Origin of the sequence: Cohnella cholangitidis (genome assembly GCF_014107495.1) — a bacterium.
Taxonomy (GTDB): Bacteria; Bacillota; Bacilli; order Paenibacillales; family Paenibacillaceae; genus Cohnella; species Cohnella cholangitidis.
Genome location: NZ_CP041969.1, coordinates 344,468 through 368,933 on the forward strand (window position 1 = coordinate 344,468; position 24,466 = coordinate 368,933).

Sequence of the window (24,466 nt, forward strand, 5' to 3'; positions counted from 1 at the left end):
TAAGCGCTTTGGTTTATGGACCAGTAGTGTTTCTTAGACGCTGACATAATCTGCAAAGGCACCAAACCCTGCATCATCGCTAACTTTATTAAACCGCGTCACACCCTTGCCCATCTCAGAAACAATCCCAGAGACATCTGTGCCCTTTATGATGTGCTTAGGGCGAAAGATCCCTGAACTTAAGCGCATCATCATCGGTTTACCCCTTAAAAGACGCCAATCCGGAGCATTAAGGGATGTTGCCTTCATGCACAAGCACCTCGTCGTCTTTAGGCATAGGCTTTTTCACTTCAACTAGTTCTAACACACTAGCAGGTCCATATTTCTTATATAATTGCTTTCATTGACTCTCCTTCCACTCAACATAGATTAAACATAACGAATTGTGTAAGGCCTCACTACCTACTAAAGTAGGTTTCTTAAAAAAAATAAATAAGTAAACATCTTCCAAAATGAAAAAACCACCCCTGTCAGACATGGTGGCTAATGGTTACACTTAGCATGCAAAATCCAAACAGATGGTGGCGCCATCTAAAGTAAATAATCCTGAATTTCGAAAGCCCGCTAAATCAACGATCCCGCATGGATATTAATTGTCGGGTTTCGCCTAACGATCTTGTATTCACGACGTCGATTCCCCTTAGATAGCTATTATGTTAGGAGAATCGATATATCCGGCCGCTCCAACACCCCCGAAATCTATCTGCCTGACCGAGGGCGAATGCCCCGATGCACGAATATGGTGTTTGCTGAAGCAATCATCTCTTTAGTAATATTCGGGAGTTATTATTGGTTTGTCTTCATCAAGTATGGATTTTGACCCAATGATGGCTTTAAACATTTCATTTGTAAGAAACACTGCTCTTAGTTCATTCCCACCATATAGGATATACACCCTTTCATTTGATGATGCTTCCTCCAAAAGTTTGTTAACTATTCCGAAAGCTCTTATTGTACTAAGTTCCCAAATATCTTTGTCCAATTCATCTCCACTATATATCTTGTAGGATTTCCCATTTATTTCAACATTATAGTCCATATTAACTAGATCATCATTTACTTCCGTTATCTGAACGTTTTGGGTTGCTAAAAATGGTTTTAGAGCTTCAATGAACTCACCAACTCCACCTTCTGCCAATTTTCAGCATCTGAGGTAAAATCTCTTCCGGATTCTTCCCAACCAAAGAGATAACCGGCATTAATTGAGTTTTTCTTTATCTCCTTTTTGCTTTTAGGATCAACATATTTGTAATAACCCAATTGATCTAATTTATTAATTATCGAGACAATCCCTTTATCTGATCTGATAATATAAGATGATTTTCTAGATTTCCCTTTAGTCTTTAAGGAATCATCGAGAGCGAGATACAATAGAAATACTACGATTCCCACAATACTTATTATTAGAATCTTCATGTAATTGACCTCCTTCGCGTTTTTGGTTATTTCACCTAACGTTCTTGTATTCACGACGCAGATCTCCCTTAGATAGCTCCTATCTTAGGGAGATCTACGTGTCCGGCTGCTTTCGCCTCCCGAACCTTCTGTGCCGGACCGAGGGCCGAACTGCCGGATACGTGGATATGGTGTTATAGGATATATCCGCCTTCTTCGAATATGCATCAACCGTTACTAAGGTCCATCTATAATTTCTTTTATTTGTTTAATATGCCTTTGTTCATGTAAGTACAGGGATTTAAGCCATTCAATTAATAACATCTCTTTAAAGACTGGGTGTAGATAATGTCTTCTACTCAGCACTGAAGGGTCTTCTACTGTGTTTAAAAGTTCATGTAACTTCTGTCTTGCATAGTTTAGTTTTTCAATGATCACTTGATTTTCTAATAATTCATCAGTTGGTTTAGCAATGTCAGGGGCTTCTAACTTATTACTTCTGTCAACTAGAAATTCTACTGGTTTATTTTCAATAAATGAATCTTCTTTGCTCTTTAATCCCTTCCTTATTGCTACGATATATAACTCTTCTGTTTTAATGAGGTGCTGACAAACCTGACTAATACTCCAAGTTTCAAAGTCTTTCTGTTTGTTTATTTGATCCTCACTCAATCCATCAAGAATTCCGAGTAATTCGATTCTGGTTTCTTCTAATTTTCGATTGATTTCTTGAAGCTCCATAGAAAACTCCCCCAATCTTTAATTGTTTGCGGGTTTCGAAAGAACCGGTCGCGATGCTGTTAGGTGGTGCGGATGTGTCCGGCTGATTCTGCTTCCTTGCGAATGCCAATGCATCTCCGAATCCACATTTTACTCCTGCTGGACCGAGGGGCAAATGCCCCGATGCGTCAATATGGTGTTATATGATGTTAATTTTCGGGGGACTTCTTCGAATACACTATCAAAGCATCCCTAACTATCTTCTTATTAATGCCGCTTGCATTACTTATTCGTTCAACCCATTCTTCCATAGTTTGAAGTTTACTCTCCATCTGCTTCCCATCTATTGAACTAAAGAAACTGATATAGTTATCGAACTCCCAATGGATTACTTGACTATCAGTAAAAATTCTCCTTTCAACAAGTGGAGTCCATAAAGTTCGTTGAGTTTTCTCACCTTCAGCGATTAATCTCTCATCCGATATAGGGTTTAAGATATACCTTTGTTTGCTTACTTTTCCATTCGGTCTTTTGTATGTCACAAAAAGGCTATTCTCCGATGATTCTAATTTTACTTTTGCACCTGGAAAGAAGTTATCTAAAAATTCTTCCGTATAATTATCATGATTTTGTTCAATTAATATGGGTTCAATCCATTGATCACCTAAATCACATAAGTACCTGTTACCCTTATCGTTTAACGCAACCACAGCAACGTGGGATTCAGGAGTTAGTATTGCATAACTATGAAATTTTTCCTGTCTAAATTCATCAATTAACCAAATTGCTAAATCAAAACAATTTCCTGATGTGCCATACTGCTCCCTATGTGATTTCATTTGTTCAACTGTACGTTGTTTATAACCCGAAGTTAATTGGGAATACCAGGCTTTCGTTATTGTTTCCATGGGAAAATCATCAAACTTCTTCCAAATGCTAAGCACATCCTGAGTAGCCCTCAAATCTCTTCCCCCCCTAATTAAATTCTTATAACGTTTTGTATTCAAGACGTCCCTCCACTTTTAAGGAGCGAAGTGAATGGCCGTATACTTCTGTCCGGACCGAGAGGTGAATGCTCCGAAGCGTGAATATGGGGTTATTTGAAATTGACTTCCCACTAATTAACTTTCAAAGCATTTTTCATAGCCAATCTTGAATAGCCTTCCTCGAGTTTTAGAATCACGGAATCGTTAAGTTCAATATTTAAATCTACTATGTTCAAATCATCAGTTGGTAGATATTTTTGAATCCAATGTTCGGTCATAAGAATCTGATCATTAACTGATCCAAGTATGCTTTTGTTGTGTGTTTTAGTGTATGTGAGTTTTTCCATTTCAGATATAACGACAGCGATTTCTCGCTCATCGAATTTGTCCGCCTTTAATATGATTTCAAAATTACTTCGAAGTGTTGCTCCGAAGTCCTTAAAATGCTCCTTCTTTATTCCATAGAGAACTAATTGATATCTTGTTAAGTCATTCATGATTATTAAACAATTCTTCCGTCCAATCTTAAATATATTCGCATGCCAGCTATGTAATGGTCTGTATCCAAATTCCGAAAGTGGCGACATTGGAAATCCAGCAAGATCAATTAGTTTCTTTGTACATGCAATACTCGCCATTGATTTGCCCTTCTTTCTCAAGTTTTAAGTTTATTTCACATAACGTTCTTGTATTCACGACGTCCCACCACTTAAGCCCCAAAGGGATAGCCGCGATGCGGTTAGGTGGTGAGGATGTGTCCGGCTGATTCTACTTCCTCGCTACTGTCATTTGCTTCTCCGAACCCTCATCAAACTCCGACCAGACCGAGGGGCGAACGCCTCGAAGCGTGAATATGGTGTCATCGGATGTCGACATCTTCATTGAAATATCTCACATGTTATTTAATGCGTTTATTTTTGTTGTAAAGCTCTTCCAGTCACTACTATATCCTATATTCATTCCCCATCCAGCTGACTTTAAGTTATTTCCTAAAAGAATCAATTCATTTATATTATTTTGGTCGAGCTTTGAGTTTGGAAATCCTGAATATGTTGGAAATTTCGAAAAGATATTATTAAGCTTCCATAAGTCATTTTCTTGAGACTTTGACATTATCCCCAAATCTTTGCCTGTCACCATTAAGTAATTTATGCTTTCTCTTACATCTTCAATCTTTTCAATTACAGTATTCTCTTCATTCCAATTATTCTTTATTTGATAGTCAATTGAGCTTTCTAATTGGACCAAATCATTTTGTAGTTCAAAAGATAGATTGGAATATGAGCTTTTTAAGTGGTTTGTCTTCATGACGATGTAAGTAACCATGATTAAATTTATTAATATAGAAGGAATAATTATTTTTTTTATGTGTTTCATTTTGTCTCCTTTTTTATGGTCTTTATACCGGTTTCTGATAACGTTCTTGTACTCACTATATCCCACCACCTTAAGGCTCGAAGAGCCAACCGGTTATCTATGCATTCAGAAATAATCTTTTGAATAATTGCGTGGTTGTCATTCTTATTTAAATACTGTTCTATTTGATTCCATTCTGCACTATCAAAAAGTATTAAATATAAATACTTACTGCCTCTGCCTCGTAAACTTCTTGCAATAAATTCACCATATGCCATATCAGATAGAGTGGGAATTTTGAAAACTGTAGAGCAATTCAGACATCGCTCGATAGAACTTGGTTCTCATGAACTTTAACCGCCCTTCAAGCTATTGCGTGTATGCGATCCCTTGAGCTTCTGTGAAATACTCTCTAAATAATGTCCTTTCTAACTTCCCGAAATTGAATAAACACCAACAGTTTAATTATTCGACCTTCGTTCCATTAGAGTTCTTTAGATTGAATTCAGTAATTAAATCACTAACTTCCTCAAGCACTTGATATTGAATTCCTAAGCTTTTTCCTTCTAACTTATTTTGATAGTCAAGTACATCAACAATTTGCGAAATATATGAGGTGTACTCCTCTAAGGCTTGAATCCAAACCTCACTGTCTCTATCCATTGTGCGCTCAATTAATGCATAAGTTACAGCTCTAGATTGATATGGAGTATTGATTGTATTCAGGTTTACAGGAAAGTCGAAGTTTACACCCAAAGGAGTCTCTCCTGTTAACTGATAGTTATGATAGATAATTCGATCCGCTGAAATCAGTGCTTTGATAAATTCTTCTTTATTCTCTTTATTATTTAGTGCCCTTTCTAGCTCGGATAACACTTGTCCTTGTTGGGAAGCAAATTCTTGAACTACCCTTTTCTTGATAGCAATATTCTCTTGATATGTAGACAATAAAAAGTATGCCAGCGTTAAATTTATAACGACCGAAAGTGCAAGAATAACTTTCCATGCTCGAGTAGACATGACCTTTACCTCCTACTTTTTTTTGATTCATATGATTTCACTAATCGCAATTGAATCCATGATAATCGCGAATTAGATGTTGAATTTATGCAATGAAGGATTCAGAAGAAGATTAAGGTAATTCCTTATTATTTGATCATTTATTGTGCTCTTATGACGCTCTTTATTAATGCTCTTCAAATATTCCTTTAAACACGCTCTTAAATGGTATTATAACCCAGTCTTTCTAATTCTGCTCTTCAATTCTCCTTAATAATAATTTCAGTCACCAACACAAAAAGCCGCAGCGCCATGAGGATTTCAAATCCTTTGATTCGCACGCGACTATTTAATTTATTGAGTTTGTATGGTCTTTGCAATACTCTTCAGCACTCAGAGATTTCAGTTAACGTTCTTGTATTCACGACGCGGATCTTCTTGGATAACTCCTATCTAAGGAAGACCGAAGTGTCCGGTTGATTCCGCTTTCCTGTATCTGCGATACTCCAGTCGAAATCCTCTTCAACTCCGGTCCGGTCCGGCCGAGGGTCGAATGGCCCGAAGCGTGAATATGGTGCTATAGGATGTCAGTGGCTTCGAAGGAATACTTCATATTCAACAAAATTGACTTTTTAAATTCATATTGGTATAAGAAATCATAATTTTTCTTTGATATATTTATTCCATACTCGGGATTGCTCTTTAGATCAGGTTTATCATAGTTACGATCAACGAATATATTATTCGGTAATCTCCATACATTAGAAGGTATCAAAAATAAATCAGGCATTTGTCCTTCTCTAAATACTAATAAAGTCATATAGAGATTATCGTTATTAATATTGAATTTGCTCTTTTGAGCAAACACATATCCGTAACCTCTCAGCGCCTTCACTTGAATCTCACAGAATTGACCCCTTCTATCCTTCACAATAAAATCTATACCTCTGTCATCTACTTCTGAAGTAAACACTTCAAACCCATATGAGGTAAACTCCATCTTTGCAAAGTATTCTGCATATTTACCAATTTGTAAGTGATTCAAAACTGACCAATCCATATTAGGCATTGTAAGATGGCTCCTAGGTTTGTAGTATTTAATGGTTTCCGCTGATTTCCTATAAAGTTCCTCGTATTCACGACGTCCAATTCCCTTAAGGTCCGTAGGACCGGCCACGACGAGGTTAGGGAGTTGGATGTGTCCGGCTGATTCCTCTTCCCTGCTGCTGCCAACAAGTTGTTAGGTGAAGTTGGTGACTTCTTGAATCTACTCTAATTTCCTTCCGTGATCGCTAGCTACCTTCACGTATAGTGGTTACGCCATCAAAATGTAAAGTCTTCAAGTCATAATCTTTAATCCAAAAGTAAAGTCTTCCAGTATCATCCCATTCCATGTTAGTACTGTCTTCTGAATCTATTTGAAGAAGGAGCCTCCAACCCTCGCCCTTATATTCACCCTGAACAGAATCATGATATCCATAAAGTCTATTCATTCCTACATGGAATTCCGAAGTATAGCCCTCTATATATTCTTTCGAGAAATTTTCTTTAAATACTTCCCAGTACTTATCGTAATCTTCATCACCCCAAGACAACCCTAGCACTTCATTTATCTCAAAAGAATCCGACTCGGGAACACTCCATTCAAGTCGAGGTGTAACTCTCGCACTAAAAAACTGCAATTCTTTCGATAGTTTTTTAGGTGGTTGAGTTCTTATTAGATTATTTATTTCTCCGTCGTAAAATAAAACTTTTGAAGTCTTAGGGTTATTCTCAAAACTGCCATCTTCATACATCGCTTCGGGATAAGTTGTATAAAAGAAATAAATGATTCCTTTAGTTAGAAGATTATCGTCATCTGTCTGAATGTTAGGCATTTCTTGCAAATTGATCTGCGCAATAAATGACATCGGGTACTCTTCCCAATACGGCCATTCCATATTTGCAGGCAAATCTGGTTGGCCCCCTAATTTAGTTTGACCAATTGCTAATTTTTCCTCCGACTCTCTTTCCGTTATTAAACGGATAGATGGCTTGATCATTCTTTGAAATGTTTCTGAATAATCTTCAAGTCCTGCTTTATGAAACATAGACAAAATTTCTACTTTCGCATCCATTATTGGACTCACCTCTTCATCATCATTATTAATCGCGTATTTCTTACCGCATCCAGATAGAACCAAAATTAATATAAACAGAAAGAATAGTATATTCTTCAATTTGCTTCTCCTAGTATTTGTTTTGTTATTGTCCCATACAGCAATTTCACCTAACGTTCTTGTACTCACGACGTCCAACTCCCTGAAGTCCAAAGGGCGGCTGCGATGCGGTTAGGGAGTTGGATGTGTCCAGGCGAATCTGCTTCAGATCCGGCTTGGACCGAGGGGAAAGCCCTGATACGTGAATATGGTGTTATCGGATGTCAGCTACCTCTCGAAATACCCACAATCAATAGTTTAATTATTATTTTTTAAAGATTGGGCTTAAGCCACAAAACTTCAAACCCTAATTTACTCATAATATCAAGTCCATCAAACTCCATAACACTTTCTCCATTCCACCCATTATCTAACGCGAAAACAATGAATCTATAAATCTGTTTAGGATGATGTAAATTAAAATTTACGATCCCATCAGTATCTCTTTTCCTTATCGCAACGCCTACTATAAGAGGACTTCCAGCAATTGCATCTTCCCATGTGATAAATCTATAAATACACGCACTATTTCTCAAATCCTTTAATGATATCTTTAAGGTAATATGGCTTTTATTTTGAATATACTTTTGATTAATAACATATGTATATTTTTTACCATCAATAGAAATTTCTCTTGTTTTTTTCTTCATTAAGATTACACCTATGTTTGATATATTTATTAAATTCTCTTTTTGAACACCTTGATAAAGCTCACTCTAATATATTCGCTGATTTCCGATAACGTTTTTGTGTTCACTACGTCCCACCACCCTAAGGAACTTTAGGTCCGGCCGCGATCCGGTTGGGTTGTGCGAATGTGTTCCGGCAATCACTTCCCCATCTTATCTTCCGGGACCGAGGGGGCTTTAGCCCCCGAAGTGTGAACATATTGTTATCTGATGGGGACGACTTCTTCGAAATACCTTCAAATTGCCTTTAGACTGATATTCCATTCTGGTTTGTATAGTCTAATTAGCTCCTCCTCTAGTTTCATTATTTGGGTTTCATTACTTAGTTCCAAAATAAAGAATCTAATTCTTTCTCTGTTCTGAGTGATTAGGGAATTTAAATGGCAATTAGTAGACTGTCCATCAATATAACAATTCTTAGGATGGATCTTTCCATACCCTTGATTAATTCTCTTGCCGAATGAGTCTCTGCACCTACCAATGTATTTGAGATCATTCCCCACAGAATATAAATACAGTCCCATGCTTACTTTAGCTTTTGCATCCTCGATCTTGAAGATCGAGTATGTGGAATCACCGTATTTATTTAGAAAGTTATTGTAATATCCATTATTATTCTGTTTGAGCTGTATGAGAAATGTCCCCAATTCATAGTCCAAGTATTCTGAGTATTTAGTTTCGATAACATTCTTAAATTTCAAGTATCTCTTATGCTTAATCGTCTCACTTAGAGTTTTATTATTCTTCATAGAAAATACATCAGTAAAAACACTGTCAAAGAAAACGAGATCGACTTCCCGGAAAACAAATTCTTGGTGATTTAATGATAACTTCAAAGCGATCCCCCCACCCTATCATTTCGTCCCTTTCAGATAACATTCGTGTATTCACGACGTCCAGCTCCTTTAAGCCCTTAGGGCGACCGCGATGCGACTAGGGAGTTCGATGTGTCCAGCTGATTCCGCTTCCTGGAAAAACCTCTACCGGAACGAGGGCCGATTAGCCCGATGCGTGAATATGGTGTTAACTAAAGGTGATGACTTCCTTAAGTCTACTTAAAAAACTCTGTGCCTTAATCTTATCTTTTATTCCCCATTCTGCATAAAGAAATGTTGGGGGTATTGAATACGCTGTAATCCAAATATAATTACCATCCAATTGTAATAATCCAATCATTAAGTCTCCATCTTCATTTAACTTAATAGCAGATCTTCCACTATATACATTGATATTATTTGTTTTTAGTATTTTAAGCGCTTTATCAAAATTAAAAGTTTTATGTAACGATGCATTTATAAGTTCACCCATAACATTTAGTTTAATTTCAATCTCTGATTGAGTAATATCAGAATCCCATATATCAACTAGTTGATATCCTTTCAATTCTGAATTAGTGATTACATTTCTAATTTTTTCTGATACATAAATTTCTTTTAGAATAGTATTACTCTCTTTATTCTCAATCCGGAATATATCATGATTCTTTACTGCATCAACAATAAATTCTATCTCTTGATAGCCTATTAATCTTCCTGAGGACAATCGATCTTCTTTGCTTCTATCTTGATCAACACAATCCAAGACATTCAACACATTCAACACATTTAATATATAGTATTCTCCATCAGTAGTTATTACAGGTAAAAATTCAAAGAGTTCGGTTAGCATAGTTGTTTCAAATAATGCTTTAACTTTCTCAGTTACAAATAAAACACCATCTTTCTGGTATAAAAAATCAGAGGATCGTCCCTTTGCAATATATTTCATTTTAGGTGGAATCCATTTCTCAATTAAGGGTATTCCAAAAAGTAAAGATTCAAAAGCTTCAAAATCCTCATTATTATTAAACTCTAAATTATCGTAATCAGGATGATAATCTAACCACCAAATCTTCATTGAAGAACCTCCAACAAGTTAGTTTCATCACTTTCAGATAACGTTCTTGTATTCACGACGTCGATCCCCCTTAGATAGCTCCTATCTTAGGGGGGATCGATGTGTCCGGCTGCATCTGCATCCCCGAACACTGAAATGCCTCATCGACTTCACTTCTAACTTCGTGCCGGACCGAGGGCGAATGCCCGAAGCGTAAATATGGTGTGTTAGGTGAAGTATGTCATACTTTGAAATCCTACCGGATGTGTCCGGCTGATTCATATACCCCATTACTGCCAATTACTTCTTCGAAAAACATCTAACTATTGCCGGACCGAGGGCCGTATGGCCCGAAGCGTGAACATGGTGTTAGACGAAGTGCCTCACTCCATTGAATCACTAATCAATTCCTTAAAGTCTTTAATTAGGCTTGTTGAAAGATTTGAATTGCTTAATGGCTTTATCCAATGCATTACAATACTTCCTGACAAACTTGTTTCATCCGGAATGATATTTAATAACTCTGTGCTTCTTCTTTCATATATAAATTCTTCATTTATTAGTTTGATTAATCCAATATTATGTTTACTAGCGTATTCAAGCGCTCCTAATTGAAAAGAACTTGAGGCTACTAAAATTCCTTTTTGAGCTCCTATAGATTTAACTCTATCATTGAGGATTTGAATATAATCCCTCTTTATTGGATTCTTGTGATGTTTACATTCAACTAAAACTAAAAAGTTAACTCCTAACTCTTGAAATCTAACTGCTAAATCAATATTAAACTCTCCATCCATGCCCTTAATGTTCTCACGATGAGTAATCTCCACATTGGTAAATGATTCCTTAAATTTATTCATAACTATTAATTCAAATTGTTCCGGAGAAATAATTGCGTTCGGATAGAGAATTGTTGGAGGAAATGCATTCATGTTATTGGTCCTTTCTTTGAGGAATTTCGTCTAACGTTCCTGTATTCACGACGTCCCGCCACCTTAAGCCCGAAGGGCGGCCGCGATGAGGTTAGGTGGTGCGGATGTGTCCGGCTGCTCCCGCTTCACCGAAACTGAAATGCCTCACCGAACCCACTTCTTACCTCTGCCGGACCGAGAGCGAATGCCCGATGAGTGAATATGGTGTTAGATGATGTCGTCGACTTCCTCGAGACTCTTCTATTACACAACATTCTTCACTCCCTCATGGAGTGCTTTCCAATCCGGGCTTTGAATAATTGTATTGCTTGTTAATTAGGTTTCTTTGAAGCTCTTTAACTCCAGTTACCTCAATTCTGATCGCAGCTCCTGGACTGCAATCACCCTAATGTTCACTTAAATGTATCTTTAAATCATTTTTTGATATTTGAATATATAGCGGTAGATCAGACTCAAATCGGTGTTCCCAATCCACAGTAAATTCTAAGTAGTCTATATAAAACTCTCTTGCCTTATTAATATCAAACATTCGAAGAATAAGAACTATCTCATAAAGCTTCATCTGTCTTACCTCCAAATGAGTTCTTGTTTATTTGCGATTTTCGACGATTTCATCTAACGTTCTTGTATTCACGAAGTCCCACCGACTTAAGGCGACGAATGTCGCCGGGTGCGATGCGCTTAGTCAGTGCGGATGTGTCCGGCTGATTAAGCTTCTTCGTAATCTGAAAAGCCTCTTCGAAATACATCGAGCTACAGCCAGACCGAGGGCCGAATGGCCCAATGCGTGAATATGGTGTTATGTGAAGTGACCTACTTCCCCGACAACTCTATATAAACTGTATCTCTTATGTTATCTATGACTAGTTTAGTAAAGTGATTTGTTTCTCTATTGAATGAAGACATATATATCTTCCCGTCATTGATAACGAATGGGTCATACCATTCATACAATTTATTTCTTTGAAAATGATTCATCTGATCTTGATTCGATATACTTACTGTCTGATTGAGGTTAAGATTCTTCAGAGCTTTAGAGTTTATTACATACGCCTTAATTTCTTCTTTATCTGCATGAAATTTAATAAATATATTAGGATACATAAAAGAACCACCGGCAACTTGAAGTCCACTAGTAGAAGGAGGAAGTTCAGCCAAGTTTTCCTTAAGAAGTTGTTCTGCAACTTTGCTAGGTTTTAACTCATCATTTAATTCATAATCTAGTATCTTGTAAGCTAAAAAACTTAGAATTAGTGCTGCTAAAAATATTGCACTAACGATCTTTAGTTTTCTCATCTTTCACCTCATTTGGTCATTTCACATAACGTTCCCGCATTCACGACGCGACCCGGCCTTAGATAGCTCCTATCTTAGGCCAGGTCGTGTGTTGTCTGAGCTATTTATTTCATTGATTATACATCTGACAACCAAGGGTCGTAAGGCCCGCCGTGTGAAGACGACTTTATTGGAATGCTCATCAAGTTTTATTATTAAATCCCTTAATTACCTTTTTTTGATTTACAACATAACGCATAAATTCAATGGTATTATTTATTTTTAGTTGAATTGACCAATCATCAGTAGTTTTATCATGTTGGCTAAAGCTGGCTAGAATCTTTTCCTCTTTAGTCACAGAAGTAACCCAATTTACAATGTAGTGATTTTTTACTTTTCCGCTTTTTTTAGGTACAGAATACTCGAACAAAGAATTGTTTTTCAACATTATATTTAATAGAATATTATTTCCACATCTTTCAAAAACGTATCGCATGCAACTATCTGTGACAACGCAACCAGATAGTTGAATAATACTCTCAAAACTATATGCTTCAGTTAAAGCTTTTCCAAAAACCTGAATTCCCTTATCTGAGTTATAAATCGTCAGATCACCTCTATTGATAGTTCCTCTGAGTGGTATGCCTTCTTCAAATGAAGAAATCACTAAAAACTGAACAGCCATAACAAGCATACAAAAGTTTTCAGGTGTATCTGTAGCTGTCCATATTATTATACTATCTGAGATAATAACCGAATGGACCTGTTTTGGTGAATCCGTCTCTGATATAAACATTTCACCGATTGATTCAAAAAACTTCTCTTGATTAGATAATCTTGTTGAAAAATCATTATAAATTTGCGTTAGTCTTTCATGTGTATTATTTTCAACAATTGATTTAAATCCCAAAATATCAAGAAATGCTATGTATTTTTTATTATTGCTCTGAGAATACAATTTAGTCATTCTCCTTATTCTATCGTCAATTTCCTATAACGTTCGTGTATTCACGACGTCCAACTCCCTTAAGCCCGCAGGGTGGCCGCGATGCGGTTAGGGAGTTGGTTGTGTCCGTCTGATTCCGCTTCCCAGCTACTTCTAATTGCAACTTCGATTCTACTCAAACTCCTGTCCGGACAGAGGGGCGTACGCCCCGATGCGTGAATATGGTGTTATACGACGTACACAGTTCATTGAGATACAACAACCTTCTTACTTTTATTCAAGTGCCAACTCTACTTGTCATTACTTTCTCAAAAAATAAATTTGAAAAATCTTTCTTTTCAATAAAAAAGTAAAGTAGTCCAGATAAATCCCATTCCATCCCTATCTCATCATATGAGTCTGCTTGGAAAAGAAGGGTTTCACTTTCTGCATACCCACCAAATTGTAATGCATCCATATGACCTAGAAATCTAAATCCTATGCCTAAACTATGTTTATCTCTAAATGTTGGCTTAAATTGAGACCAGTACTGTTTTATTGCTTCTTCATCATCGTTCAATAATTTGTTTTCAATTATGTAATCTGAATCAGGGATTGTTAATTCTATATTGAATGAAACGTTGCAACTCTGAAATACTTGATCATCCCTTAATTCTTCAGGTGGGTTTGCCCTTTCTAAAATTGATATGTTGGAGACATAAAAGACTCTTCCATTTGAGTATTGATCATATTCAAAATCGTCCTCATACCAAATGTCACTATCGTAAACATAAAAAAAGTATAATAACCCCTCTCCAGGATAGTTTGGATTAATAGAAGTCATTGGAAGTTCATTTAAGTTAATTTGTGCTATAAAAGACATTGGTGTGTCTCTCCAATATGGCCACGTAAAACATGACGGAACATCAGGCTTACCTCCTATCTTGCTCCTGCCAATTGAAATAGTGTCTTCATCAACCAGTTCTGGAGTCAAAAAGACACCTGGTTCAAAATACGGTTTTAATACATCCCAATAAGGTCCCAAACCCGATTCATTTATCAATTGTTTAATATCGTCCAAAGTTGCTGGACTTACATAGATTGAATTCGCTTCAGACATCGATGCCTCTCTCCATTTCGTATTTCTGTGTATTTCATATAACGTTCTTGTATTCACGAGGTCCCACCACCCTAAACGAGCGAAGCGACTAGCCGGGATGCGATTGGGTGGTGCGGATATGTCCGGCTGATTATGCTTCGATACTACTGATATGCCTCTTCTAATTCGCTTCTAACTCCGGCCGGACCGAGGGCCGAATGGCCCGAAGCGTGAATATGGTGTTATACGAAGTTGAAGGCATCTATGAGTTACAATCATTGTGTTCTAGTATTATTCCTTCAAGTAATGTTTCTATTTCTTTCAATTTTGATCTTCTAAATGAGATCAAATCGTTATTTAGCATCCTACCAACAGATACTACCAATGTAACCATAATTATTACAAATAGTGCTGTCACGAAATACTTTGATGCCTCAACTAGCGTTGCAGAAGACTTGAAAATCAAAGTAATATACTGGTTCCATAAAGGTAGAAATAACGTTATGAAGACACCTGGGATAAAAAATATATTTAGTTTTGTTTTATCAATTTCCTTATTAATTATTTCATGTAGTTGTTTAAATTTATCTAGTTTATTAATACTTAGTTCATTAACTAGGTATACTTTAAACCTATCTTCTTTAAACTTATTGTAACTAGATCCACCCCACATAAATTCATCTTGGGGTATATTAAAGTTCTTCTTTACTATTGCTTTGGCTTTGTTATTAATAATAAGAATTTGAAAAATATATAAGATAAAGACAATGAATAGATACATAATATTCCCTGTATATTCTAGTAAATACATAAATCCAACCCATTCTACTAGTGAAAACAATATAAAGCTGAACCACCAATATTTAATCTTACTAAATACAAGCTTGTAATTACCCAATTCTTTTCTATAGAAATAGAGAATCTTGCTTATCATGTTATGTCCTCCATCAATTTCGTATAACGTTCTTGTATTCACGACGTCCAACTCACTTAAGGTCCGAAGGACCGGCCACGATGCGGTTAGGGAGTTGGATGTATCCGGCTGATTCTGCTTCCCTGAATTCCTGAATTGCTCCAATCGAATCCGCTTCAACTTCTGCCGGATTAAGAGCCGAATGGCCCGAAGCGTGAATATGGAGTTATCAATTGTCCCGGCCTTCAAGGAACTACATTAAATTTAATGTTTTACTATTATTACTTTGATCCCTTCATTGTTTTCAATATCTCTACAGAATTCTAATTCATCTCTTATAACACCAATATCATAAACAACAAAAAGGACGTTTTCATATTCTTTCAAATATGCGGTTAAATCAGCATTGATCTCTTCAATTATTTTGGACTTCTTGGAACTATCTTTTAATAACTTTACCTCTATACACATTCTAAGTTTAGGTAGGATAAAGTCTGGTATGTATTCCCTACCTGAGTAATTAAATTTCCCTGTTTCTCTATCATAGTCAATCGCTTTGTTAAATCCTTTTCCTAGAAACAAATTCTCAATTGCATTTTGAACTTCCTTTTCTTTTTCTGGGGCTCTGTAAAGCGCGCTTCGAAGTTTGGATCTAATGAAACTTTCAATGTTATCTATCTCTACTTCCACAAAATCAATATTACTTTCTAATGAAGATATTAGGATACGCGTGCTTATTAGAACAGTTTCTAGAATACTCTTTGCTGTAGGCCAAAGTGTATCTGCCCATCCTCTCATATCTTCAGTATTCATTTTATAAAAACTTCCGATCTTCATAACCGAGCCAGCCCTATTCGCTAAATCATTGTAAGTGTGCGCCATGCTCTTAAAAGAGGTATATTTGTTAGCTTCCATACCATCTCTACTTAAGATGTCATCAATCGTTTTTTCAAGTCCTTTTGCTTGTAGAATAAGAGTTTTTATTTCTTTTACTTCTGTAATTGTCAAATTACTCATAAATATCACCTATTGTTTTAATTGTTTTGCCGGGACTTCTGATAACGTACTTGTATTCACGACGTCGGTTCCCCTTCACTTCACTTATTCCATACTAATCTTTAATTTCCTTTCATTCCCTTATGGGACAGTGACACATTTCTACAAAAAAAGCCGCATCTTCTGCGACTTCAATCGTCTATATATTCCGGTCCGGACGAGGGCCGAATGGCTCGATGCATGAATATGGTGTTATCGGAAGTTATTGCCTACTTGAACAGCCTCAATACTTCTATTATTTTTGCCCCTTTTATCTACTAAATAAATCATTGATGCTTGTATTACGATACTTATTAAAGAAATATCTACAAATATCAATGAGATAAAAGGTGCAATTGATATTGTGATAATACAAAACATGAAGTAACGGGACCGTTTCTTAATTTTATTGTTAATAAACTCTTTAGAGAATATTGCGAACACCATGATCCCAAAGGTAAATGATATTGAAAAACAAATAATATTCATTCTGTCAAACCAAGTTGTCGATTGATTAAAAGAAATAAAACTAATGAATGCTATCAAACAGAAAAAAATAAGATAACTTATGGGCTTCATTGGAGCAATTAAACTTGTGATAAATTTTTCTACAGAATCCATTTTATTCTCTTGCATAGCCTCATCCAACTGATTCCTAAGTTTATATATTTCCGCTTGTACTAATGTTAAGATAAGTGGAAATTTAGTATTATCGTCATTAGTTGTATCAATAAATATATGCCTTATTTGATTCGAAAGAAGATGGGCTGACTCTCCAAATGATTCATATAACTTTAATTCTGTATCTGGACACTTATTTTTAAGAAATAATAATATAGCGCTTTCGATTCTTCCATATAGTAGCAAAAAAATTGTTTTTTCTTCTATTGATTCTCTAATGTTCGAAATATATTCCGTTCTACTTTCCTTATAAATCCAAACTATTAAGTACCCAACTAAAGATGCGGAAAGAGTCAAAACAGGGTTAGCCTTAATATAGTTATAAAGTTCTACTAAACTTTGCATTTTTTATCCTCTCTTCATTAAGCAATAATTTTCGATAACGTTCTATATTCACGATGTCGATCTCCCTTAGATAGCTCCTATCTTAGGGGGATCGGTGTGTCCGGCTGATTATGCTTCCCTGTAGCTGAAATCGCTCCAATCGAATACACTCCATCTCCGGTCCGGATCGAGGGACGGATGTCCCGATGCGTGAATATGGTGTTAGACGAAGTTAGTACCTTCCATGAAATAGCTTTCATTATTCATTTCTTAATAACTGCTCTATTTCTTTAGGTTCGGTTCCTTCTATATCATGGATATTATTTACACCGCCGAATTCAAAACAATGATCAGGAAGTGGAGGTCTTTTACGAATTTGTGTTCTTACAAACTTCTTAAATTTTTCTTGGGTAGAGGCTTCTTGTTTATAATCAATAATAAGTAAGCCCTTAGTGTAGTCCTTTACGCCATTCATCCAGCGTTTTATTAGATCATTTATGTGATCATCTCTGAAACTATATCCAACAATAAATAATTTACTTGCCTGTCCAAAATCACATATATCTTTTAATGCTCTATAATAGTACTCAAAAGGGTGTTGAACAATCTTATTAGATTTTCCACCACCAGTAATAATTGCTGGTAATAAAGGAAGGTTCTCAGTATAAATTTTCTCATAAATTGCTTCATATCCAATGTCTTGACTCTTTAACTTAATCACTCTGTTTCTAATGTAGTCATAAAATAATGATAAAGATCCATGAAGATGGTGCAGTTCTATTCTTCTTTGAGTTTCGGTATAATGCTCTTCACTTCGCCTAGGGTTAAAGTCAAATTTGGGAATATTTGTGTCTTTCAAAACATGAGATGGAAAACAAAAATCTGTAAAATGAAGTGTCCCTAGTTTCTCTAATAATATAGTTTCAACTAATAGATCGTAATTTAGTGTAAACACAAACCCTTTTTGGCTTTCTTTAAGTGTTCTGATAAAAAACTTAGTAAAATTCGAAAGCTTCTTCTCAATTGCGTCGAGATGTACATTCCCATGAATGATTCGCAAAATTCTGACTATGTATTTTTTATATATCCTTTCAATAATCTCAACATGTTTTGATAATTGAGGATTTGGAAGCTCATAATTGTTTAGCATTGTTTGACCTACAGGTGAATCTATAAACGTGGAATACTTTTTAAGACTTTCAAATGCAGATTCCAAAGCTGTGAAGTTTGCCTCGAAATCATCAAAAGAAAGCCCTTCTCCCCCCGTGGCATAGCTGCGTTAAAAATCTCTTTTCTTCATATTCCAGATCTTCAATGAATTTCGTAGTTATATTACGTAATGCGAAATCTGGTGAAAGAGCAATCGACAATCCATTGCCAAAAAGAAATAAAGGTTTATTCAATGATCTCAATCCTTTCGTGTTTGTGTGATAATCTCATCTAACGTTCATGTGTCCGGCTGCTTCTGCTTTCATACTACTGCCAACGTCATCTTCGAATCCTCATCTTACTTCTACCGGACCGAGGGGCGAATGCCCGAAGCGAGAATACGGTGTTATGTGCTGTTCCCTGTCTTCGTCGAAAATCGTACTTAACCTGTCAACGCCTAGCTTTTCGAATAAAAAGTACTATTCATGTTTCCCGTCTTTTCCCGTCTTTTCCCGTCCTTCCTTCTCTTTAGGTTCACTAGCGAATTAATCGAATCGCTATTTAGATTCTTCACTTCTCTTATTCCATACTAATCTTAATTTTCCTTTCATTTCCTTACGAGTCAGGACACATTTCTACAAAAAAAGCCGCATCTTATGCGACTTCAATCGTCTCTATATTCTCTTCTTTGCATAGCACTTCTTGGATTGCACATAACGTTCTTGTATTCACGACGTAGATCCCCCTTAGATTGCTCTAATTCAGTGGGATCTATGTGTCCAGCTGAAACGAAGAATTGAAGTGTTCGTAGTGACTATCTAAACTTGAACAACCTCCCAATATTGTGAAGATAAAAATGATGAATATGAGTTGAAACAACTTTTTCATCCTTTTAGATATCACCCTCTGCTAATACTTCAACATAATCGATCTTCCCCTCTCATTCTACCAATAAAACCTAATAATTGGAAAATAGAAAAAGAGACTCCCGCGATCGCCCTTGCTTTCCCACTCTTCTACTCTCTCTACTGTCTTTTCCCGACTTTTAACACAAGCAAACCCATCATCTTCCCAATTCCAATCGAATCCGTTACAGTAGAAAATGAGAAAAAGTCCCCTCAACCAGGAGGTTAACAACAACGATGACGATGCAGCAACAGCGATCCTCTTCCCTTCAATCGCAACCGGCTCTGCAACCACAACCACAACAAAAAGCCCAGTCGTTCAGACGCAGGCACCTGATCTTCGCTGCCGCTACTGTTCTTTACTGGACTACGCTATATATCTATGTTCCGATCCTCAGCCCCTATCTACAGGACCGGGGTCTATCGATGAGCTGGATCGGTTTTATACTCGGAAGCTACGGCCTGACCCAAGTTCTAACCCGTTTGCCGCTAGGCATGTACTCGGACGTGATGTCAAGGCGGAAGCCTTTTCTGATCGCGGGGATGGTCGCAGGATTGATTAGCTGCGTCTTCTTCATGCTGCCCGGAACTTGGGGCGGACCGCTCGCAGGTCGGTTGATGGCAGGTCTGTGCGCGGCGACTTGGGTGCCTTTTACGGTGCTGTATGCTTCCTATTATCCGACGAACCAAACGCACCAAGCGATGGGAACGCTAAGCTTTCTTACCGTATTCGGGCAACTCGCCGGCATGAGCGCTAGCGGCTGTTTAGCTTCGCTTGGCGGATGGAACTATGCTTTCACGTGCGGGATAGGCGTTGCGGCAGTTGGCATGATAGTTGCTTTATTCGTCTACGAACCGAAGAACGATTCAACGACAACGAGCAGCGCGCATGAACCATCCATACCCGCGAATTCCGACGACGAGATAGCCGCTAACCCCAACCTATCCTCCGCCAATCGCAAAGGAAAACATCAAACCATTTCCAAAGTGCTGCGATCATCCCTATTGTGGAGAGTATCGATCCTTTCCCTGCTCGCGCACGGAATTCTGTTCATTACGATGTTCGGCTTCACGCCGCTTCAAGCGGTGGAGCTTGGCGCAAGCGAGGCGCAATTGACGGGAATCGTCGTCTCGTTCATGATCCCGCATGCCCTTGTCTCTCTCTGGACCGGACGATATCTCGCCCCGCGCTTCGGGACGCGGACGGTCGTCATTACCGGCTTCGTACTTGCCGCCTTGTTCACCGCCGCCATTCCCTACAGTCCGAACCTTGGCTGGCTTGCCGTCACCCAGATGCTGAACGGAATCGCCCAAGCGCTCTATTTCCCGCTTCTGCTCAGCTTATCCATACGAAACTTCGCTCCAGTCGAACGGGCTACGGCGATGGGCTTCTATCAATCCGTCTACTCTCTCGGAATGTTTCTTGGTCCCTACATCGCGGGAGGCCTCAATTCATTCGGCGGTTTGAAAGCCGGTTTCCTCTTCGGTTCTTTGCTCGGAATCATGGCGGCCGTTCTCTCGATTAGTAAAAAACTAACCAACTAACAGAGTAAAACGAGCAGCCTAACTCCCACGAAAGACCTCTACCGTCCCGCGGCGAACGCCCACAAAGCAACCGCAAGCACGAGAGCTCCGGCAGCGACGCCATAATCTCTCATCCGCCACTTCAGCTTAACCGAGCGGGTAGGATGAGTGGTATAGCCGACCCCGCGGCTTTCCAGCGCAAGTGCCACTTCGTCTCCCAACCGGAACAACGCAAGCAAGAACGGAATCGCCACGTCCCGCAGTTTCCTGCCGTAGGCGACCGGATTTTTCGAGATCGTTTTGCCCCGCGCAATGAAAATCTTTGCAAACCGCTCCCACAATTCGAGCAGTACCGGAACGAACCGCAGCATCAGCGTCACCGTCAGAATGAATCTCTGAATGACCTGCGGCGATCTCCCGCCGAACGATAGAATTTGCTCCAACGACCTGCGAAGCGATAGCGGCGACATGACAAGCGGAATGGCTAAGCCGAGGAAGAGGATGAGCATCGTTCGCGCGAAAGGAAACAACGTATCCGCAAAGGCCTCCCATTCGAAGCCGCCCCTGCTGCTCGCCCCCCAAGCGAATATCGCTGACGTAACGACCGAGAAAACGGCGTAATTCACGATCAAACCTCGCCATCTCCCTATCGGGATTCTACCCGCGATCAACAAGCCCACGACGACCGCCGACCCCGCAACAAGTGAAATCCAATCTCCCAGGAAAAATAACCCGGTGGAAACGAGCAAGTACGCCAGCCATACCGACCTAGGGTCGAAACCCGCCAACCGATGCGACTTGCCGTTAGCGGCGCGTGTTCTACGTTCCTTGCCCACCACCGCTGCACCTGAAAAACCTTTCTCCAATCGCAAGCTCCGATCGGAAGCCGAAGCCCAACCCGCTGCTGCTTGCACGGGGTCCCATACGTGATTTGCGGCAACCCCGCTTTTCCCTAACAGATGAGCGACTCGCAGCCAATCCGGAACCGTCATTCCCGCTTGTTCCAGCCAATCGGGACGCATCAACAGCTCGTCGCGCTCGCATAATCTGACCGATCCGTCCGGGCTTAAGATCATTACGCGATCCGCTAGCGGCATCGCCCAATCGGAATCGTGCGAGACTAATAAGATACCCCGGCCTTCCGACCTCAGCTTCATAAGCTGATTGGCAACTCTCCCATGACCGGCTCCGTCTAAACCTGCCGTCGGCTCATCCAGCAGCAACCACGGCGCAGGCGTCACGAATACGGAAGACAGCGCAACCCGTCGCCGTTCCCCGCCGCTCATCAGATAGGGATCTCTCGTATCCCATGAAGAGTCCCAACCCACTGCAGCAAGGGCAACCTCTCTTCGTTCCGCTTGCTCCTGTTCGGTCAACGCATACGGTCTTAACGCATAATCAAGCTCATCCCGTACGCTTCGGGCGAACAGCCCTTCCTCGGGCGATTGGACGCAATAGCTATATTGCAACAAGGCTTGTTCGTTCAACCGCCTGCGTCCCGACCGCCCCCGCTTCCAAAGAGGTCTCGATCCGTACATCACTCGTAATCCCTCGGGATCGCGAAGGCCGGCCGCTTTTTCTAGCAACGACGTTTTACCCGCTCCGTTGCTGCCTATGAGCAGAGTGATCGTCCCCGGTTCCAGTCTTAAGCCGGAGTCGCACGATTGTCCATCGCCGATACGCCAAGGGATTCCGTCCAATAGAAGCGGCTCGTATGTATTTTTATCGCATAGCGCTCTTCGCTTCCTCGTCCCCAACCTGACCCAACACCTTTCCCCACTCTTGCGCCGTCATCGGCAACGGATCGGACCATATCCCTTGGCGTCTGAGCTCGACCGCCATCGCCGGTAAATAAGGCAACCGCAGACCCGCCCTGAGACAAGGGGATAACGGAGGCTCTAGCTCCCCCGGCTCGGCAATCCCATAGAGAAATTCGCGGGCATCCCCATCGAAAATAACCCGGCCTTCACCGATCGCTACCACGCGAGTATAAGGCTCCAGTTCATCCAATCTTTGCGTTACCCATACGATCGCCGTACCTTGCTTATGTAGATCTCGCGTCGTCTGCCTCACGATCTCCCGATTATGATCGTCTAACATCGCAGTCACTTCATCCAGAACGAGCAGCGGAGTATCGCATGCTACGGATGCCGCGAACGCCGCGAGCTGTTGTTGCCCGCCGGACAATCTGTCCCATGTTACATCGGCATATGCGAGTAATCCCACTTTGTTTAAGGCGCGTTCAACCAATTCGGCAATCCGCTCCTTATCCACGCCCCGCCACTCCAATGCAAAGACTACTTCTTCCCGCGGCGTCTCCCCGAACAGCTGAGCTTTCGGCTGCTGCAGAACGATCGGGCTAACGCCTTCCCCGGCGAAGCCTCGCCCAATGTCGCCGGTTAGATTGTCCGGCTGCAGGCCGGCCAGCAATCTAGCGAGCGTAGACTTCCCGCTTCCGTTAACCCCGACGACGGTTAACCATTCGCCCGCCGCGAGCGTAACGTTCGCTTCATGCAGGCGAACAGACGAGCCGCCATTCTCATCCAGATCTATTATCGATACGTTCTCCAGTACGACCGGTTCATCTGCTCGTTTCGCCATTTTACAAAATCCCTCTTTTCAACCAAGCCATCCCATGCTACAATCTCAATTGTTAACCACCAACATGATAACAGGTTAACATTTAGGAGGCTTTTTGACAATGTCCAATCATGCATCAACTTCGACGACAAGCGCGACGCAACCAACAAGAACGAATAGCCAATGGATTAGGGGAATGGTGTATACCGCCCTATTCGGCGCGTTGTTCATCGCAGGAAGCTTTATCAAAATCAATCTCGGTTTTACGCCCGTTCCCATTTCGCTGCAAACCTTTGCGATCATGCTTGCCGGCGGACTCCTCGGTGCCGTTTACGGCTTCTGGAGCACTTTCATCGTCGTGGCGCTGACCGCGATCGGACTTCCCCTCATGAACGGTTCCGGGGGAATTGCCCAAATCACGGGTCCGACAGGCGGCTTCATCTGGATGTATCCCGTGTCCGCGTTCTTGATCGGTTGGGCCAGCGATCGCATTTTCGCCGGACGCAAGAAGCTTAACCGGGTTCAACAGTTAACCCTTCTGCTCGCTCTCTTTGCTTTCGGTTCCTTATTGGTGTACATATCCGGCGTACCTTGGCTTGCGCATGTCGTGGATAGCGAGAAATACGATACCGTCACCGGAGCTCTAAGAGCAGGCATGTATCCTTTTTTGCCGGGAGACGCCATCAAAGCGGTCGTCGCGACGCTTGTCATCATTTCTCTCAAACCCGTACTGCCTGCCATTCGGCCATTCAACAAAAAGTAGATCCGACTACGGCGTAATCCCGGCTCCCTCTCTAAGAGGGAGCCTTTTTGACGTATGGACGAAGGTACAAACAAGCTACGGATTCGAAGCATATGCTAGAAGGATTCTTTAGTTTCATCTGCCTTTCAAGGAGTGTGACCCAT

The 24,466-nt window shown here is 39.9% G+C and carries 24 protein-coding genes and 1 pseudogene; 2 read left to right on the forward strand and 23 right to left on the reverse strand.

The features are described from left to right. Positions 1 to 33: 33 nt before the first annotated feature. The 21 genes and pseudogenes from FPL14_RS01730 to FPL14_RS01825 form a co-directional block, all read right to left on the reverse strand. Positions 34 to 249 (reverse strand): MDR/zinc-dependent alcohol dehydrogenase-like family protein, encoded by a 216-nt coding sequence (locus tag FPL14_RS01730; protein WP_182301393.1) that lies wholly within the window; start codon positions 247 to 249, stop codon positions 34 to 36. A gap of 517 nt (positions 250 to 766) precedes the next feature. Continuing rightward, positions 767 to 1,138, reverse strand: a complete 372-nt coding sequence (locus tag FPL14_RS01735) for a hypothetical protein (RefSeq protein ID WP_182301394.1) — start codon at positions 1,136 to 1,138, stop codon at positions 767 to 769. After that, the gene (locus FPL14_RS01740; protein WP_182301395.1) at positions 1,099 to 1,416 is read right to left on the reverse strand and encodes a hypothetical protein; all 318 of its coding nucleotides are present in this window, start codon (positions 1,414 to 1,416) and stop codon (positions 1,099 to 1,101) included. Before FPL14_RS01740 ends, FPL14_RS01735 begins: the two co-directional genes overlap by 40 nt. Before the next feature lie 216 nt (positions 1,417 to 1,632). After that, the gene (locus FPL14_RS01745) at positions 1,633 to 2,136 is read right to left on the reverse strand and encodes a DinB family protein (protein ID WP_182301396.1); all 504 of its coding nucleotides are present in this window, start codon (positions 2,134 to 2,136) and stop codon (positions 1,633 to 1,635) included. A 188-nt stretch (positions 2,137 to 2,324) separates the two neighbouring features. Further along, on the reverse strand, positions 2,325 to 3,122 hold the full coding sequence (locus FPL14_RS01750; protein WP_229263745.1) for a hypothetical protein: 798 nt from the start codon (positions 3,120 to 3,122) through the stop codon (positions 2,325 to 2,327). Between the two features lie 110 nt (positions 3,123 to 3,232). Beyond that, on the reverse strand, positions 3,233 to 3,739 hold the full coding sequence (locus tag FPL14_RS01755; RefSeq protein WP_182301397.1) for a DUF6933 domain-containing protein: 507 nt from the start codon (positions 3,737 to 3,739) through the stop codon (positions 3,233 to 3,235). Between the two features lie 253 nt (positions 3,740 to 3,992). Beyond that, on the reverse strand, positions 3,993 to 4,478 hold the full coding sequence (locus FPL14_RS01760; RefSeq protein ID WP_182301398.1) for a hypothetical protein: 486 nt from the start codon (positions 4,476 to 4,478) through the stop codon (positions 3,993 to 3,995). Between the two features lie 444 nt (positions 4,479 to 4,922). Beyond that, a complete protein-coding gene (locus tag FPL14_RS01765; protein ID WP_182301399.1) occupies positions 4,923 to 5,477 on the reverse strand; it encodes a hypothetical protein in 555 nt (184 codons plus the stop codon). 556 nt (positions 5,478 to 6,033) lie between these two features. Continuing rightward, entirely contained in the window at positions 6,034 to 6,525 is a 492-nt protein-coding gene (locus tag FPL14_RS01770) for a DUF4365 domain-containing protein (RefSeq protein ID WP_182301401.1), read from the reverse strand. 223 nt (positions 6,526 to 6,748) lie between these two features. Beyond that, positions 6,749 to 7,744: a YwqG family protein gene (locus tag FPL14_RS01775; RefSeq protein WP_182301402.1), complete on the reverse strand. Its 996-nt coding sequence runs from the start codon at positions 7,742 to 7,744 to the stop codon at positions 6,749 to 6,751. Positions 7,745 to 7,926: 182 nt separating this feature from the next. Then, complete coding sequence (locus tag FPL14_RS01780; RefSeq protein ID WP_182301404.1) at positions 7,927 to 8,304, reverse strand: hypothetical protein; 378 nt, start codon at positions 8,302 to 8,304, stop codon at positions 7,927 to 7,929. A 1,062-nt stretch (positions 8,305 to 9,366) separates the two neighbouring features. Then, positions 9,367 to 10,239 (reverse strand): imm11 family protein, encoded by an 873-nt coding sequence (locus tag FPL14_RS01785; protein WP_182301406.1) that lies wholly within the window; start codon positions 10,237 to 10,239, stop codon positions 9,367 to 9,369. A gap of 362 nt (positions 10,240 to 10,601) precedes the next feature. Beyond that, complete coding sequence (locus FPL14_RS01790; RefSeq protein WP_182301407.1) at positions 10,602 to 11,150, reverse strand: restriction endonuclease; 549 nt, start codon at positions 11,148 to 11,150, stop codon at positions 10,602 to 10,604. A 265-nt stretch (positions 11,151 to 11,415) separates the two neighbouring features. Continuing rightward, positions 11,416 to 11,712, reverse strand: a pseudogene (locus FPL14_RS29525) (glyoxalase superfamily protein). 251 nt (positions 11,713 to 11,963) lie between these two features. Next, a complete protein-coding gene (locus tag FPL14_RS01795) occupies positions 11,964 to 12,446 on the reverse strand; it encodes a hypothetical protein (protein WP_182301408.1) in 483 nt (160 codons plus the stop codon). Positions 12,447 to 12,627: 181 nt separating this feature from the next. Then, positions 12,628 to 13,383, reverse strand: a complete 756-nt coding sequence (locus FPL14_RS01800; RefSeq protein ID WP_182301409.1) for a hypothetical protein — start codon at positions 13,381 to 13,383, stop codon at positions 12,628 to 12,630. A 265-nt stretch (positions 13,384 to 13,648) separates the two neighbouring features. After that, entirely contained in the window at positions 13,649 to 14,527 is an 879-nt protein-coding gene (locus FPL14_RS01805) for a YwqG family protein (protein WP_182301410.1), read from the reverse strand. Between the two features lie 184 nt (positions 14,528 to 14,711). Further along, on the reverse strand, positions 14,712 to 15,383 hold the full coding sequence (locus tag FPL14_RS01810; RefSeq protein WP_182301411.1) for a hypothetical protein: 672 nt from the start codon (positions 15,381 to 15,383) through the stop codon (positions 14,712 to 14,714). Positions 15,384 to 15,626: 243 nt separating this feature from the next. Then, the gene (locus tag FPL14_RS01815) at positions 15,627 to 16,379 is read right to left on the reverse strand and encodes a PD-(D/E)XK nuclease domain-containing protein (RefSeq protein ID WP_182301412.1); all 753 of its coding nucleotides are present in this window, start codon (positions 16,377 to 16,379) and stop codon (positions 15,627 to 15,629) included. Between the two features lie 231 nt (positions 16,380 to 16,610). Further along, on the reverse strand, positions 16,611 to 17,423 hold the full coding sequence (locus FPL14_RS01820; RefSeq protein ID WP_182301414.1) for a hypothetical protein: 813 nt from the start codon (positions 17,421 to 17,423) through the stop codon (positions 16,611 to 16,613). 238 nt (positions 17,424 to 17,661) lie between these two features. Continuing rightward, a complete protein-coding gene (locus FPL14_RS01825) occupies positions 17,662 to 18,618 on the reverse strand; it encodes an SIR2 family protein (RefSeq protein ID WP_182301416.1) in 957 nt (318 codons plus the stop codon). 1,075 nt (positions 18,619 to 19,693) lie between these two features. On the opposite strand from FPL14_RS01825, the gene FPL14_RS01830 reads away from it, so the two are divergent. Continuing rightward, on the forward strand, positions 19,694 to 21,001 hold the full coding sequence (locus FPL14_RS01830) for an MFS transporter (protein ID WP_229263746.1): 1,308 nt from the start codon (positions 19,694 to 19,696) through the stop codon (positions 20,999 to 21,001). Positions 21,002 to 21,039: 38 nt separating this feature from the next. Here the strand turns inward: FPL14_RS01830 and FPL14_RS01835 are convergent, their stop codons facing one another. After that, complete coding sequence (locus FPL14_RS01835) at positions 21,040 to 22,737, reverse strand: ATP-binding cassette domain-containing protein (protein WP_182301420.1); 1,698 nt, start codon at positions 22,735 to 22,737, stop codon at positions 21,040 to 21,042. Beyond that, entirely contained in the window at positions 22,703 to 23,581 is an 879-nt protein-coding gene (locus FPL14_RS01840) for an energy-coupling factor ABC transporter ATP-binding protein (RefSeq protein ID WP_182301422.1), read from the reverse strand. The genes FPL14_RS01835 and FPL14_RS01840 overlap by 35 nt, the downstream gene beginning before the upstream one ends. Before the next feature lie 100 nt (positions 23,582 to 23,681). Here FPL14_RS01840 and FPL14_RS01845 point away from each other — a divergent pair, with 100 nt between their 5' ends. Continuing rightward, positions 23,682 to 24,323 (forward strand): biotin transporter BioY, encoded by a 642-nt coding sequence (locus FPL14_RS01845; protein WP_182301423.1) that lies wholly within the window; start codon positions 23,682 to 23,684, stop codon positions 24,321 to 24,323. The last annotated feature ends 143 nt before the right edge of the window (positions 24,324 to 24,466 follow it).

What these genes read in the sequence shown, in the direction of transcription:
- FPL14_RS01730 (WP_182301393.1), bottom strand. Translation starts at nt 249, where the DNA reads ATGAAGGCAACATCCCTTAATGCTCCGGATTGGCGTCTTTTAAGGGGT.
- FPL14_RS01740 (WP_182301395.1), bottom strand. Translation starts at nt 1,416, where the DNA reads ATGAAGATTCTAATAATAAGTATTGTGGGAATCGTAGTATTTCTATTG.
- FPL14_RS01745 (WP_182301396.1), bottom strand. Translation starts at nt 2,136, where the DNA reads ATGGAGCTTCAAGAAATCAATCGAAAATTAGAAGAAACCAGAATCGAA.
- FPL14_RS01755 (WP_182301397.1), bottom strand. Translation starts at nt 3,739, where the DNA reads ATGGCGAGTATTGCATGTACAAAGAAACTAATTGATCTTGCTGGATTT.
- FPL14_RS01760 (WP_182301398.1), bottom strand. Translation starts at nt 4,478, where the DNA reads ATGAAACACATAAAAAAAATAATTATTCCTTCTATATTAATAAATTTA.
- FPL14_RS01765 (WP_182301399.1), bottom strand. Translation starts at nt 5,477, where the DNA reads ATGTCTACTCGAGCATGGAAAGTTATTCTTGCACTTTCGGTCGTTATA.
- FPL14_RS01770 (WP_182301401.1), bottom strand. Translation starts at nt 6,525, where the DNA reads ATGCCTAATATGGATTGGTCAGTTTTGAATCACTTACAAATTGGTAAA.
- FPL14_RS01780 (WP_182301404.1), bottom strand. Translation starts at nt 8,304, where the DNA reads ATGAAGAAAAAAACAAGAGAAATTTCTATTGATGGTAAAAAATATACA.
- FPL14_RS01785 (WP_182301406.1), bottom strand. Translation starts at nt 10,239, where the DNA reads ATGAAGATTTGGTGGTTAGATTATCATCCTGATTACGATAATTTAGAG.
- FPL14_RS01790 (WP_182301407.1), bottom strand. Translation starts at nt 11,150, where the DNA reads ATGAATGCATTTCCTCCAACAATTCTCTATCCGAACGCAATTATTTCT.
- FPL14_RS01795 (WP_182301408.1), bottom strand. Translation starts at nt 12,446, where the DNA reads ATGAGAAAACTAAAGATCGTTAGTGCAATATTTTTAGCAGCACTAATT.
- FPL14_RS01810 (WP_182301411.1), bottom strand. Translation starts at nt 15,383, where the DNA reads ATGATAAGCAAGATTCTCTATTTCTATAGAAAAGAATTGGGTAATTAC.
- FPL14_RS01815 (WP_182301412.1), bottom strand. Translation starts at nt 16,379, where the DNA reads ATGAGTAATTTGACAATTACAGAAGTAAAAGAAATAAAAACTCTTATT.
- FPL14_RS01820 (WP_182301414.1), bottom strand. Translation starts at nt 17,423, where the DNA reads ATGCAAAGTTTAGTAGAACTTTATAACTATATTAAGGCTAACCCTGTT.
- FPL14_RS01830 (WP_229263746.1), top strand. Translation starts at nt 19,694, where the DNA reads ATGACGATGCAGCAACAGCGATCCTCTTCCCTTCAATCGCAACCGGCT.
- FPL14_RS01840 (WP_182301422.1), bottom strand. Translation starts at nt 23,581, where the DNA reads ATGGCGAAACGAGCAGATGAACCGGTCGTACTGGAGAACGTATCGATA.
- FPL14_RS01845 (WP_182301423.1), top strand. Translation starts at nt 23,682, where the DNA reads ATGTCCAATCATGCATCAACTTCGACGACAAGCGCGACGCAACCAACA.